Raw genomic sequence first — 13673 nt, 5'->3', positions numbered from 1 at the left:
AGGCGCGTCATTGCTTCAACGCTGCCGGTAAAGTTGACGCGCAAGCTTGCAAGAGCTTGCACATGTCGGGTCGACCGGACCTGTCCAAGGCCAACCGCCACTGTAGAACCGCCTTATAAAACAAGGGTTTGTAAAGTGTTTCCCTCGTGTAACAACGTAAAGACTTTGAAATGTCGTGGCGCGGCAAGGATTCGGGCATCGATAATGCGTGCTCCGTAGGCTCCTGAAATTTCTGACAGTTTGTCAACGTAGGCCGCGCGAGTGCGTTTACCGGCACATGCGCAGACGGTGATCGACTGGTCTGGGCCACTATCCAGGCGACCCATCGCAAGATTTCTCGAAGAATCAGGCCGCGCCGGGCATGTCCGGCAGGCGGCCCGGGCGAGCAAGCGAGTCGCTTTTATCAAACGCAGTACCTTTGCCTGATTTTTTACGAGGAGTTCTTCATTATGCGAATCGCTCAAATCGCTCCGTTGCACGAGGCGGTTCCTCCCAAGCTGTACGGTGGTACGGAACGCGTCGTGTCCTACCTGACCGAAGCGCTGGTCGAACAGGGCCATGATGTGACGCTGTTCGCGAGCGGCGATTCGCAAACCTCGGCAAAACTCGAAGCATTCTGGCCGCAGGCGCTGCGCCTCGATCCGACCATTCGCGACGTGATGGCGCCGCACATGCTGCTGCTCGAGGAAGTGCGCCGCCGCGCGGACGAATTCGACGTGCTGCATTTCCATATCGACTATTACCCGTTCTCGCTGTTCGCCCGCCAGCCGGTGCCGTTCGTGACCACGCTGCATGGCCGTCTCGATCTGCCGGAATTGCAGCCGATCTTCAACACGTTCAGCGACGTGCCGGTGGTGTCGATTTCGGACAACCAGCGTATTCCGCTGCCGCAGGCGAACTGGCTGCAAACCGTCTATCACGGCCTGCCGGAAAACCTGCTCACGCCGATCAAGGACGTGAAGCCGAGCTACCTCGCGTTCCTCGGCCGCATCTCGCCGGAAAAGCGTCTTGACACAGCGATTCGCATCGCCCAGCAAGCCGGCATGCCGATCAAGGTTGCCGCGAAGCTCGACAAGGCCGACCGCGCCTATTACGAAGAAGTGATCAAGCCGCTCATGTCGCTGCCGCACGTCGAATACATCGGCGAAATCAGCGAATCGGAAAAGACCGAGTTCCTCGGCAACGCCCACGCGCTGCTGTTCCCGATCGACTGGCCGGAGCCCTTCGGTCTGGTGATGATCGAAGCCATGGCTTGCGGCACGCCGGTGATCGCGTTCAATCGCGGCTCGGTGCCGGAGGTGATCGAAAACGGCGTGTCGGGTTTTGTCGTCGAAGATGAAATCAGCGCGGTCGCCGCGGTCAAGCGTCTGCACACGCTGCCGCGCGAAACGGTGCGCAAGGCTTTCGAGTCGCGCTTTTCGTCGAAGGTCATGGCGCAGAACTACGTCGCCACCTACGAAGAACTGCTGCGTCAGAAGCATCGCACGGTGCTGCGCGAAGTCAACGCCAGCTAATGCGCCATAGGTAAAAGCAGTCAAGCCGGTTCACCAGGCGCTTTCGGGCGCTCACTGAACCGCGAATAACGCCCCGTGAGCCACTCGCCGCGGGGCGTTGTTGCATGCGCGCCGCGTTTTTCCCGAGGAGCGGCGGAAATGGAGGGTTTCGTGTCTGCAAGAATGGGTCACCCTCCGTAATATCCCTATAATGGCCGTGCCGCAAATTTGGCTGCGGCGCCGCCGACGACAGGAGGATGCCTTGGCGAGAACGAAAGAGACGCGCGCGAACGCGGCGCCCGGCGCCGGAACGATTTTCGCGCTGCGCGCCATCGGTCTCGTGCTTCTGGCTCGCTGGCTGTTTTCGATGGCGCAGATGGACCTGGGCGCGGCGCTGTCGGCGATGGTGTCCTCGCCGTGGGCGTGCATCAACCTCGTGTTCCTGTTCCTGCTGATCTTCCTGCCCGGCGCGCGCGCCGTGGCCGAGCGTCCGTTTCATCCGCTGCCGCAATGGCTGCGCCAGGCGCTGCGTCTGTTTGCTTTCCTTGGATTCCTGTTCGCGGTCTGGTCGGTGGGCGCGTTCGCGGCGAGCGCCGGTTGGCGGCGCACCGTGCAAACGGTGGCGGCCACCAACGGCTGGCTGCTGGCCGCGCCGGCGCTATACGCGGCCGTCCTGTGGATTTGCCGCCCGCGCGCGCTGTGGCGAACCAATGTCGCCGCGCGCCGCTTTGCGATCGGCCGCTATGCGGTTGCGCTCGATCCCGTCACGCGCACAGTGAGCGTGTGGGCCGAGCGTCGCAAGGTGGGGCAGTACGACGCTCGCGAATTGTCGGTGCGTTGGGCCGCCGCGCAAGGCGTGCGCGGCACGCCGGCGGCCGCTCGCACGGTGGTGTTCGCGACGGCCGGCGAGCCGGACGGGCACGCGGCGCCTCGCTCGACCGCTGCGCCGTCGCTGGCGCGCGGCGCCTTCGGCCGCCGTCCGAAAATCGAATTGCTGTGGGACTCGCCGGCTGCTGCCGGCCATAACCGACAGACCGTATTCCGCACCGCGCTGACTACCGAAGGCGATCGGGTCGCCGCGCGTGCGCTCGACACGTCTTTGCAGCAAGTCTGAATCCGACGCTTTGTGCAGTCGGCCACACGCGGTGGCCGAAGCGGGCGTCGTAAAGTATGCGCTGGTCGATAATGAAGTGAGTGCCGCACGGCGCTGCAAGGCCGGCGGGTCAGACGTACACCGATCGTATCGCGTCGTTTGCAGGAGTCGCTATGCTGGTTCGCTGGTTGCTTGCCGCCATTCATCTGCTCGCTTATGGGTTCGCGCTCGCGTCGATTCTCCGGCGTACCTGGGCGCTACGCCGAGCCACTGTGCCCGCGGCCTTGCGATCCCTGTTCCGCGCCGATACCCGCTGGGGCCTCTCCGCACTGGTGCTCGTCATTACCGGCTTGATGCGCGTCTTCGGCACCTACGAAAAAGGCGCGGACTACTACCTGCATGAGCCGCTCTTTCACGTCAAGATGACGCTGCTCGTGGTGATTCTCGTCCTCGAAGTACCGTCGATGCTGGCGCTGATGCGCTGGCGCGCCGCGGTGAGAAAGGGCGCCGCGCCGGATCTTCGAAAGGCGCGTTCGTATGCCCACCTCAGCGTGATCCAAACGGTGCTGCTGGTTTTGATGGTGTTCGCGGCCGCGGGAATGGCGCGCGGCATTGGCTTGTCCGCGGGCGCGGTGTAGCTGGCGCGCCCCAACGATAAAACCGGGCGGGGCGTGCCGTCGCGTTGTGCGGCCAATGCGGTAAGCGTGTGAAACGCCAGCGCAAACCGTTTGCTACCGGTACTTACCGGCGGTCTCCGCTCGACGTTCCACACATTCGTTGCAAGTTACTTCCCCACGAGCAGGCTGGAATCATCTGTCCGGTTTGCCTTGGCGGCCGCCGTTTCGGGCAAGGAATCCGGCTCGCTCAAGCCCTTGATGAGTTCCAGCGCCTGACGTTCGAACAACCGCCGGTACAGCCCCCTCTCGAGCTTGATCAGCGCGTCGTGACTGCCTTCCTCGATGACCTTGCCCTTGTCCAGCACCAGCAACCGGTCGAGTGCCCGCACGGTGGACAGGCGGTGCGCCACCACCAGCGTCGTGCGGCCCATCATCAGCCGTTCCATGGCCTGCTGGATCAGCACCTCGCTTTCACTGTCGAGGCTCGAGGTGGCTTCGTCCAGAATCAGGATCGGCGCGTTGGCGAGGAACGCGCGCGCGATCGCCACGCGCTGACGCTCGCCGCCCGACAGCTTCACCCCGCGTTCGCCGACCAGCGTGTCGTAGCCATTGGGCAGCGCCGCGATGAAGTCGTGCGCGCTGGCGAGCCTCGCGGCGCGCTCGATCTCGGCGCGGCTCGCGCCGGGCCGCGCATACGCAATGTTCTCCGCGAGCGAGCGGTGAAACAGCACCGGCTCCTGCTGAACGATCGCGATCTGGCTGCGCAACGACGCTTGCCGCACGTGTGCGATGTCCTGACCGTCGATCGTGATGCGGCCTTCCGACAGATCGTAAAGGCGTTGGATCAGCTTGATGAAGGTCGTCTTGCCCGAACCCGAATGGCCGACCAGTCCGACGCGTTCTCCGGGCGCGATCCGCACGGAGAAGTTGTCGTAGAGCGGCGTGGCGTTCGCACCGTAATGGAAGGTGACGTGCTCGAAACGAATCTCGCCCTTGCCGATCACGATCGGACCCGCGCCCGGCTGATCCTCGATGCCGAGCGGCTGACGTTCCAGCGACACCAGCTCTCCCATGTCGTTGACCGAACGCTGCAGATTGCGAATGTGCATGCCCACCTCGCGCAGATAACCTTGCAGCATGAAAAACATGGTGAGCGCGAACGTGATGTCGCCGACACTCGCCTCGCCGCGCATCCACAACAGCAGCGCGGCGCCGAGAATCGCAGCCTGAATCGCCACCAGCATGCCGCCCTGCACGCCGCCATTGATGGTGCCGCGCATCCACGTGCGGCGCGTGCGATGACGCCACTTGCCGATCACGCCCGCAAGCAGCGCTTCTTCGCGCTCCTCGGCACCGAACGCCTTCACCACGCCGTTGCAACTGACGGCGTCGGCGAGCGCGCCGCCCATGCGCGTGTCCCACGCATTCGCAAGGCGCGCGGCGGGCGCCACGAAGCCGAGCGACAGGGCCACGGTCACCGCGATATACAACACCGAACCGATGCCGACGACCGCGCCCATCATCGGCCAGCGCCAGCCGAGCAAGGCCGTTGCGCCGACCAGCATGACCAGCGATGGGAACAGGGCGATCAGCAGCGTATCGTTGAGCAGGTCGAGCGCCCACATGCCGCGCGTGATCTTGCGCACGGTCGAGCCGGCGAAGCTGTTGGCGTGCCAGTCGGTCGAAAAGCGCTGCACGCGATGAAATGCGTTCGCGGCGACCTCGCTCATCATCTTGAGCGTGAGCTTGATGATGTGAAAGAACACGCCCTGGCGAAGCAGGGTGGCGCCGAGCCCAAGCGCGCTCAGCAGGCCGAAGGCCGTGAGCGCGGCGTGCCAGGCGACGGCGTTGCCGGCCGAGCCGGACGCGATCGCGTCGACGAGATGCCCGGCGAACATCGGCGTGAGCACGTCCGCCACGGCCGAGAGCAGCACGAGCACCGTGATGGCGACGATGCGCCAGGGCTGCCGTGCCCAATGCAGGAAGGTGAAGCCGAGGACGTCCTTGAAGGCTTGTCCGCGAAAGTCGAGTTTTTTTCTGGTCATTTGCGACGACCCGGCGACGCGTGAGCGCACCGAGGTTCCAGTCAGAAGCGAGAGAACGAGACAGTCGAAGCGTGCCGGAAAGCACCGGCAATGAAACTGTGGACTGTCTAGGGTTTTGCGCGGAACGCCGGGTTCAGGCGGAGCCGCGTAAGCGACGGATTAAGGTCGCGAGACCATGTAAGGGATGGCGATGTGCACTGCAAACATGTGACGCCTCCCTATGGTCGAATGAGGTGAAGAAGATGGACGGGGCGAATGCCCGAGTGCCGACTATATCAGCAAGTGCCTGGCGGCTGCAATCGTACGAAGTTTCGGTGTTGACGCGCAAGCCTGACGAGGCTGGCGCACTGCGGCATGCAATCAGACGCTGAAGCTTGAGCGGCAAATAGAAAAGGGCCTACGCATTTCTGCATAAGCCCTTTAGTCTTCGGTGATCGACACACCAAAATTCTGGTGGGTAGTACTGGGATCGAACCAGTGACCCCTGCCGTGTGAAGGCAGTGCTCTACCGCTGAGCTAACCACCCGAAGAGAGCCGAATTATGTCAGGGTTTTTTTTACGCGTCCAGTATTTTTTAAGCGGCTTGCTCATCCGCTGCGGGCACGGTTTCGAGGCGCCACACGCTCGTGCCCTTGACCGCCTTGTCGAGACCGTCCAGCACGGCCTGATGCGCCACGATTTCGTCGTCGCTGGCGGCGATCACGACCAGTTCGAGCGAGTCGATCGCCACACGCGGCGCATGCTCGTTTCCATTCGCGTGAGACTCGCCGAGCATGTCGATGACGAGGCTTTCCTGGCCGCGCGTCATCGCCAGATAGACCTCGGCGAGCAACTCCGAGTCGAGCAGCGCGCCGTGCAGCGTACGGTGCGCGTTGCTGATGCCGAAGCGATCGCACAGCGCGTCGAGTGAATTGCGCTTGCCGGGGAACATCTGCTTGGCGCGCGCGAGCGTGTCGATGATTTCCCCGCAATAGGTGCTGACGGGCGGCAGACCCAGCAGGGCGAACTCGGCGTCGAGGAAGCCGATATCGAATGGTGCGTTGTGAATGATCAGGTCCGCACCCTGGATGAAGTCGCGGATCTGGTCGGCGATCTCGCCGAACTTCGGCTTGTCGCTCAGGAACTCGGTGGTCAAGCCGTGCACCGCCAGCGCGCCCGGATCGCTGTCGCGTTCCGGATTGATGTAGAAGTGCAGGTTGTTGCCGGTTAGCCGGCGGTTCACAAGTTCGACGCAACCGAGTTCGAGAATCCGGTCGCCGGTGCGTGCGTTCAGGCCGGTGGTTTCGGTATCGAGGATGAGTTGGCGCATGGGGGATTAGCCTGCTTCGAAAAATTGCAGCAAAAAAGACGGTGCGCGCATGGGTGCCGGCGCGGCGGCGGACGTCACAGTTCGGCGAGCGACGCGACGCCGCGATTGGCCAGTTGATCGGCGCGTTCGTTTTCCGGGTGGCCATTGTGGCCGCGCACCCAGCGCCATTCGATTTCGTGTTGCGCGACGAGCGCATCGAGCCGCTTCCACAAATCGGCGTTCTTCACCGGCTGCTTCGCGGCGGTGATCCAGCCTTTCTTTTTCCAGCCGTGAATCCATTCGCTGATGCCCTTCTGCACGTACTGCGAGTCGGTATGCACGACCGCCTTGCAGGGGCGCTTCAGCGCTTCGAGCGCGGCAATCACGCCCATCAGTTCCATGCGATTGTTGGTGGTATTCGCCTCGCCGCCGAACAGTTCTTTTTCCTGGTCGCCGAAGCGCAGCAACGCGCCCCAGCCGCCGGGGCCGGGGTTGCCCTTGCAGGCGCCGTCGGTATAAATATCGATGTGATCGGAAGTCATTGAGTGTGGTTGCGTGTGTTCGGTGTGGCGGCGGGCGCGAGGCCCGGAGCGAGGACGGGTTTCTTCACTTTCAGCGGGCCGACGAGACGCATGCCGCGCACGCGCTTGATCGCCTTGATCATGTAGGTCGCGCCGAAAATCGGCCACCAGCGGTCGCCGGCGGCTTCCATGAAACCGTAGCGGGACAGCCACTGATCGCTGCCGAGGGGCGGACGATAGCAGCCGAAGCGCCCGCGTTCAAGGTCGAAACCCAGTAGCTTGATCCAGTCCTTCAGGCGCGTGAAGGCGATCAGATCGACCGCGGCGGGCACAAAGGGCCGCCCGGTCATTTTGCCGACCGATTGTCGCGCGCCCCATAACGACAGCGAGTTGAAGCCGAGAATGATCAACTGGCCTTCGGGCATCAGCACGCGCTCGGCTTCGCGCAGCAGCCGGTGCGGGTCGCTGGTGAATTCCAGCGTGTGCGGCATCACGATCAGGTCGACGCTTTGCGCTTCGAACGGTAAGTCGAGCAGATCGCACCATACCGCGCTGCGTCCGGCCGGCGCGGTCAGGACGGTGGGCTCGGCTTGCGCGGAACGGTTACCCGCGGAGCCATTGCCGGCCTGCGCCGGGCCACGCGGAAAAGTGTAGGGCGCGCTCGCGCCGCTCGCGGCATCGAGCACCAGCCCGCGGCACGGCATGCGGTTTTCGCGCAAGGCGTCGAGCTGCGGCAGGCCAAGTTGCAGCGCGTGGTAACCGAACACGTCCGACACTACGCGGTCGAGCTGGGTCTGCTCCCACTCGAGCACGTAGCGGCCAGGCGGTGAATCGGTCCAGGCGGGCCAGTCTATAATCGCTCGGTCAGTCATATCAAAATGCGTCGCCTATGAATGCGCTCGAGTACGTACCGGTCCCGGCGTTTGAAGACAATTACATCTGGGTCGTTTCCGACGGACACCTGGCGGTGGTCGTCGATCCGGGCGAAGCCGCACCCGTGCGCGCCTATCTGGCGAAACGAGGTTGGCGGCTGAGCGCTATTTTACTCACGCACCATCATCAAGACCACGTCGGCGGGGTGGCCGATCTGCTGAATGGCCAGGCCGTTCCCGTGTACGGCCCCGCCGGTGAAGCGATCGAGCATCTCACACACCGTCTCCGAAATGGTGATCACGTGACGATCGCGGCCCCCGCGCTCGAATTCAGCGTGCTCGAGGTGCCTGGTCACACGAGCGGACATATTGCCTACTTCCAGGCGGCGGACCCGCGCGGCACGCCGCACGTGTTCTGCGGCGACACGCTGTTCGCTTGCGGTTGCGGCCGGCTGTTCGAAGGCACGCCGCAACAAATGCTTGCCTCGCTGGATTCGCTCGCCGCGCTGCCCGGCGCGACCGAGGTCCACTGCGCGCACGAGTACACGCTGTCGAACATCCGCTTCGCGCTCGCCTGCGAGCCGGACAATGCCGAGCTGCAAGCCTGGCGCGACAAGGCGAGCGAACTCCGCGCGCGCAATACGCCGACACTGCCCACCACCATCGCCCACGAACGCGCCGTGAATCCGTTTTTGCGCGCCGGCAATCCGGCCGTTCAAGCGAGCTTGCAGGCGCAGTTGCATGAGAAAGTCTCTGACCGGTTGGCGGCGTTCACATTGATGCGTGAATGGAAAAACCGCTTTCGTTAACCGGATTCGCATGAGGGTGTTGTTCAGGGGAATAATCCGAAAAATTCGCCAAGCCCTAGATTTACTTGATTTTTTCGTAATTTTCCGATTGACGCGGACGTTGGCGTTTCGTACTATCGGCTCAAATTCCAGCCCTTGTGGAAACCGAGACGTTCATGAGATTTATCTTAAGTGCGTTGCTGGTCCTGACACTCGCCGCTTGCGCGAGCCAGGGACCGACAACGAATAGCCCCACCACCGCAACAAATCCCGCCAGTCAGCAAGCCGTAGCCGACGCCCTTCGCAAGACAGCCACCGCCAAAGAGACGATCAACGTCGATCAGGGTTCAGTCACTCAACTGACCAGCGCGGATGCCGATCTTTGGGGCCGTATTCGCCGCGGTTTTCAAATGCCGGATTTGCAGACCGACCTCGTCGACATGCAGGTCAACTGGTACGCGCAGCGTCCCGATTACGTGCAGCGCATGACCGAGCGCTCGCAGAAGTACCTCTATCACATCGTGGAGGAACTCGAGGCGCGCCATATGCCGACCGAGCTCGCGCTGCTGCCATTCATCGAATCGGCGTACAGCCCGCAGGCTTTGTCCGTGGCGAAGGCGGCCGGCATGTGGCAGTTCATGCCCGGCACCGGCCGCACCTACAACCTCAAGCAGAACATGTGGCAGGACGAGCGTCGCGACGTGCTGGCCTCGACCAGCGCCGCGCTCGACTATCTGTCGCGTCTGCATGACATGTTCGGCGACTGGCAGCTCGCGCTCGCCGCGTACAACTGGGGTGAGGGCAACGTGCAGCGCGCAATCGCGCGCAATGAAGCGGCGGGCTTGCCCACCGACTACCTCAGCTTGCGCATGCCGAACGAGACGCGCAACTACGTGCCGAAGCTGCAGGCGGTGAAAAACATCGTGGCGAACCCGCAAATGTACGGGCTCGCGTTGCCGTCGATTCCGAATCACCCGTATTTCGTCACGGTCACCACCTCGCACGATATCGACGTGGACACGGCTGCCAAGCTGGCGAATCTTTCGTGGGATGAATTCCGTTCGCTGAATCCATCGTTCAGGAAGCCGGTGATTCTCGGCGCGACGCAGCCGCAGATCCTGCTGCCGTTCGACAACGCGAGCGCCTTCGAGCGCAATCTGAAGACGTATTCGGGTTCGCTGTCCTCATGGACTACCTACACCGTCACGGAGCGTTCGGCGCCGGCGGCGATCGCGCAAAAAATCGGCGTCGACGCCGACACGCTGATGGAAGTGAACAAGATTCCGGCCGGCATGCGTCTTAAGCCGGGCTCCACGATTGTGGTGCCGCGCGGTTCGGACGACGACGAGGACATCAGCGCCGATGTTGCCGAAAGCGCGGTTCTGGCGATGGAGCCGGACGTTCCCGATACCCGCAAAATGTTGATCCGCGTGCGCCGCAATCAGAGCATGGCGGCGATCGCCGCACGTTACGGCGTTTCGCTCGGCCAGTTAAAGTCATGGAATCGCACGCATCGTAACGAGGTCTCGCGTGGCCAGGTCATCGTGCTGCACGTGCCGGTGGGCAAGACGGTGCCGAGCGAACCCGGCCCCGAGCGCATTGCCACCAACGTGCAAGGCGGCGGCGTCCAGAAAATCGGCACGCGCGTTGGTGACACGAAGAAGGGCCGTGGCCGTTCAGCGGTGGTCAAGGTGGCCGAGCCCGCGGGCAAAGCCGGCAAGCCGGCGGCATCCGCGAGCAAGGGCAAGGTGACGAAAGCGTCGGCTTCCACATCCAGCAAGGTGTCGAAAACCGCGGCCGACACGAAGAAGAGCAAATAGCGCGAAAAGCCGCTCCGCCTCGGTAGTGAGGCCATGCAGTACTGGAGCACCGCCGCCATAGCGATGCGCTCGCACCGAAGCCTTGCCAACGCCGTCACCTGTGTGACGGCGTTTTTCGTTGTGCGGTTCATCGCGGGCGAGTTCGACGGATTTCCTTTATCGTTCGAGCTTTGGCCGACCGGCCGCTCCGATCGAAGCTTATGTCGTCGACCCAACTGCGCGTCTTTCTCCTGTTTTCCGCCGGTTACTTTGTTTCGTACGTGTTTCGCGGCGTCAACCTCGGCTTTGCTCCGTTCATCACGCATGACCTGGGCTTGTCGGCAACCGACCTCGGTTTGCTGACCAGCCTGTATTTCCTCGGCTTCGCGGGCACGCAAATTCCGGCCGGCGTGTTGCTCGATCACTTCGGCGCGCGGCGCGTGACCGCCGCGACCCTGCTGTTTGCCGCGCTCGGAATAGGGGTGTTCGGCGCCGCCCATAGCGTCGGCGTGATGATGGTCGGGCGGCTCCTGATCGGCGTCGGCGTGTCGGTGTGCCTCGGCGCGGCTTTCAAGGCGTTGGCGCAGCACTTCGCGTCGGCGCGCCTGCCGCTGATGAACGGACTCGTGATGGCGATCGGCGGTTTAGGCGGCGTGATGGTGGGCTCGCCGCTCACGTGGGTGCTCGGCTTCGCGAGTTGGCGCACGGTCTGCGTGGGACTGGTTCTGCTGACGGTGCTGGTGGCGCTGGCGCAATGGACGCTTGCGCCGGACGCGCACGAAACGCGCCGACAGGCGAGTCTTGGCACTCAATTCAAAGGCACCTTGCATATCCTGGGCAGCGCCGCGTTCTGGAAAATCGCTTCGTTCTCGGTCGTCACCCAAGGCGTGTTCTATGCGATGCAATCGCTGTGGGTGGGGGCCTGGTTGCGTGACGTTCAGGGCTTCGAGCCGCCCGAGGCGGCCGCGCTGGTGTCGATTCTGGGCTTTGCGATGATGGCGGGCTGCGTGGGTTTCGGCGCGGCGGCGCGCGTCCTCGAACGCCGCGGCGTCTCGCTGTATGCGTTTTGCGGCGTGGGCATGGCGCTTTACGTTGCGACGCAAATGCTGATCATGTTCCGCGCGCCGCTGCCCGCAGGTCTGCTGTGGGCGGCGTATGGGATTTTCGGCGGCACCGGCATTCTCAGCTACGCGGTGATGGCACGGCATTTTCCTGCGCAGATGACCGGCCGGGTGAACACCACGCTCACGCTCATCATCTTTCTGCTGATCTTCGGTTTTCAGATCGGCGTGGGTGCGGTGCTGTCGCGCTGGCCGGCGAGCGGCGGCCACTATCCGGCGGTCGCGCATCTGACCGCCTGGGGCATTCTGGTGGGGCTGCAGGTGTTGAGCGCGGTCTGGTACGTATTGCCTGGCCGCACGCCTGTTCGGCCGGTCGTGCTGCATGCGGAGCACGAGGCCTGAGACTGTCGCGCGGCGCTGCGCCGGTCCGAGCGCGTTTGCCGACGCTATCCCGATTCCGCTCGCCGCAGGTCTTGTCCGACGGCGGCAGCGCTCCGCCCAGCAAGGGTTTCGCCGATTTCTGCGGACGCGCGCCCTGGTTCGCTCCCCATCTCGGATTTGGAGAGAAGGGCAGTTTCCGGCTATAATTACAAGGTTTGAGCTTATCAACCCGCACCCTAGCGCCTACCTCTCCCATACCGTTCATCCGCCGCGCGCCGTTTGCGTAGCAAGAAGGGCCACGCACCCAGCCGATCCGTCCAGACAATGGGCTCATCGCGCCCCTTGCAACGTCGACGGCAGTACGCGAGCGAGTCTGCGCGCGCATCCCGTGGATGCTTTTCGCTGCGGCTCTCAGTCGGATAGACAGGTCGGCAACAGGGTGTTCCCCAAGGAGTCTCCCGTGTTGCCGTCATTTTCTCCCGCTCTGCTCGCGCTCGCCGACGGCACGGTCTTTCGTGGTTATTCCATCGGCGCCCCAGGGCATACGATCGGCGAAGTCGTGTTCAACACCGCTATCACCGGCTATCAGGAAATCCTGACTGATCCGAGCTATGCGCGCCAGATCGTGACCCTCACGTATCCGCACATCGGTAACGTCGGTGTGAACGCTGAAGACATTGAAGCTACGAAAGTCCATGCCGCCGGCCTGATCATTCGCGATCTGCCGGTTCTCGCGTCGAACTTCCGCATGGAGCGCACGCTCTCGCAGTATCTGCAGGACGAAGGCGTGGTCGCCATCGCCGGCCTCGACACCCGCAAGCTGACCCGCGTTCTGCGCGACAAGGGCGCACAGAACGGCGCGATCCTGGCCGGCTCGGACGACGAGGCCAAGGCCATCGAACTCGCGCGTTCGTTCCCAGGCCTCTCGGGCATGGACCTCGCAAAGGTCGTGTCCACGAAGGAAGCCTACGAATGGACCCAGACCGAATGGCGTCTTGGCACGGGCTACGGCAAGCAGAATGCGCCGAAGTACCGTGTGGTCGCGTTCGACTACGGCGTCAAGTACAACATCCTGCGCATGCTGGCCGAGCGTGGCTGTCACGTCACGGTGCTGCCGGCGCAAGCCAGCGCGGCTGATGCGCTCGCGCTCAACCCGGACGGCATTTTCCTCTCGAACGGTCCCGGCGATCCGGAACCGTGCGACTACGCGATCGCGGCCACGAAGGAGCTGATCGAGCGCGGCATTCCGACGTTCGGCATCTGCCTCGGTCACCAGATCATGGGGCTCGCTCTCGGCGCGAAGACCCTGAAGATGAAGACCGGCCACCACGGCGCAAACCATCCGGTGAAGGATCTGGACGACGGCCGCGTGGTCATCACGTCGCAGAACCACGGCTTCGCGGTCGACGCCGACACGCTGCCGGCCAACGCCAAGGTCACGCATGTCTCGTTGTTCGACGGCACGCTGCAAGGCTTCGCGCTGACCGACAAGCCGGCGTTCTGCTTCCAGGGGCACCCGGAAGCATCGCCTGGTCCGCACGACATCGCCTATCTGTTCGACCGCTTCACCGGGTTGATGGACGCGAAGAAGGCAGGCAGGACCGCGGCGGCGTAAGAGGCGATAGAAGCGGCCTGTGAAGCGCCGTTGCGGCGCGCGCGGCCGAGCCGCGCCGCGCACTCGGCGCACTCACTGTGCTCAGCGCCTGTCGGGCGAG

11 protein-coding genes and 1 tRNA gene are annotated in these 13673 nt (G+C 63.5%); 7 read left to right on the top strand and 5 right to left on the bottom strand.

Going from position 1 to position 13673, the window contains the following annotated elements:
- Positions 1–449: 449 nt before the first annotated feature.
- The 3 genes from ACOCG7_RS25575 (at position 450) to ACOCG7_RS25565 (ending at position 3224) form a co-directional block, all read left to right on the top strand.
- Entirely contained in the window at positions 450–1514 is a 1065-nt protein-coding gene (locus ACOCG7_RS25575; protein WP_073431176.1) for a glycosyltransferase family 4 protein, read from the top strand.
- 241 nt (positions 1515–1755) lie between these two features.
- Positions 1756–2607, top strand: coding sequence for a hypothetical protein (locus ACOCG7_RS25570; RefSeq protein ID WP_073431177.1), 852 nt, complete (start codon positions 1756–1758; stop codon positions 2605–2607).
- A gap of 152 nt (positions 2608–2759) precedes the next feature.
- Positions 2760–3224, top strand: a complete 465-nt coding sequence (locus tag ACOCG7_RS25565) for a DUF2214 family protein (protein WP_073431178.1) — start codon at positions 2760–2762, stop codon at positions 3222–3224.
- 146 nt (positions 3225–3370) lie between these two features.
- Here the strand turns inward: ACOCG7_RS25565 and ACOCG7_RS25560 are convergent, their stop codons facing one another.
- The 5 genes from ACOCG7_RS25560 to ACOCG7_RS25540 form a co-directional block, all read right to left on the bottom strand.
- Positions 3371–5248, bottom strand: a complete 1878-nt coding sequence (locus tag ACOCG7_RS25560) for an ABC transporter ATP-binding protein (RefSeq protein WP_083086608.1) — start codon at positions 5246–5248, stop codon at positions 3371–3373.
- A 451-nt stretch (positions 5249–5699) separates the two neighbouring features.
- Positions 5700–5774, bottom strand: a tRNA-Val gene (locus ACOCG7_RS25555).
- 48 nt (positions 5775–5822) lie between these two features.
- The gene (gene dnaQ / locus ACOCG7_RS25550) at positions 5823–6557 is read right to left on the bottom strand and encodes a DNA polymerase III subunit epsilon (protein ID WP_073431180.1); all 735 of its coding nucleotides are present in this window, start codon (positions 6555–6557) and stop codon (positions 5823–5825) included.
- 74 nt (positions 6558–6631) lie between these two features.
- Positions 6632–7078, bottom strand: a complete 447-nt coding sequence (gene rnhA / locus ACOCG7_RS25545) for a ribonuclease HI (protein ID WP_073431181.1) — start codon at positions 7076–7078, stop codon at positions 6632–6634.
- The gene (locus tag ACOCG7_RS25540) at positions 7075–7929 is read right to left on the bottom strand and encodes a class I SAM-dependent methyltransferase (RefSeq protein ID WP_073431182.1); all 855 of its coding nucleotides are present in this window, start codon (positions 7927–7929) and stop codon (positions 7075–7077) included. The genes rnhA and ACOCG7_RS25540 overlap by 4 nt, the downstream gene beginning before the upstream one ends.
- Before the next feature lie 17 nt (positions 7930–7946).
- Here ACOCG7_RS25540 and gloB point away from each other — a divergent pair, with 17 nt between their 5' ends.
- From gloB to carA, 4 genes are all read left to right on the top strand, one after another.
- Positions 7947–8738 (top strand): hydroxyacylglutathione hydrolase, encoded by a 792-nt coding sequence (gene gloB / locus ACOCG7_RS25535; RefSeq protein ID WP_083086610.1) that lies wholly within the window; start codon positions 7947–7949, stop codon positions 8736–8738.
- Positions 8739–8893: 155 nt separating this feature from the next.
- Complete coding sequence (locus ACOCG7_RS25530) at positions 8894–10537, top strand: transglycosylase SLT domain-containing protein (RefSeq protein ID WP_244744795.1); 1644 nt, start codon at positions 8894–8896, stop codon at positions 10535–10537.
- A gap of 200 nt (positions 10538–10737) precedes the next feature.
- Positions 10738–11979: an MFS transporter gene (locus tag ACOCG7_RS25525; RefSeq protein ID WP_421377823.1), complete on the top strand. Its 1242-nt coding sequence runs from the start codon at positions 10738–10740 to the stop codon at positions 11977–11979.
- Positions 11980–12418: 439 nt separating this feature from the next.
- Positions 12419–13573: a glutamine-hydrolyzing carbamoyl-phosphate synthase small subunit gene (carA, locus tag ACOCG7_RS25520; protein WP_083086613.1), complete on the top strand. Its 1155-nt coding sequence runs from the start codon at positions 12419–12421 to the stop codon at positions 13571–13573.
- Positions 13574–13673: the final 100 nt, after the last annotated feature.

Origin of the sequence: Paraburkholderia sp. DD10, assembly GCF_049177125.1 — a bacterium.
Taxonomy (GTDB): Bacteria; Pseudomonadota; Gammaproteobacteria; order Burkholderiales; family Burkholderiaceae; genus Paraburkholderia; species Paraburkholderia terricola.
This window is presented reverse-complemented; position numbering and strand designations above follow the sequence as displayed.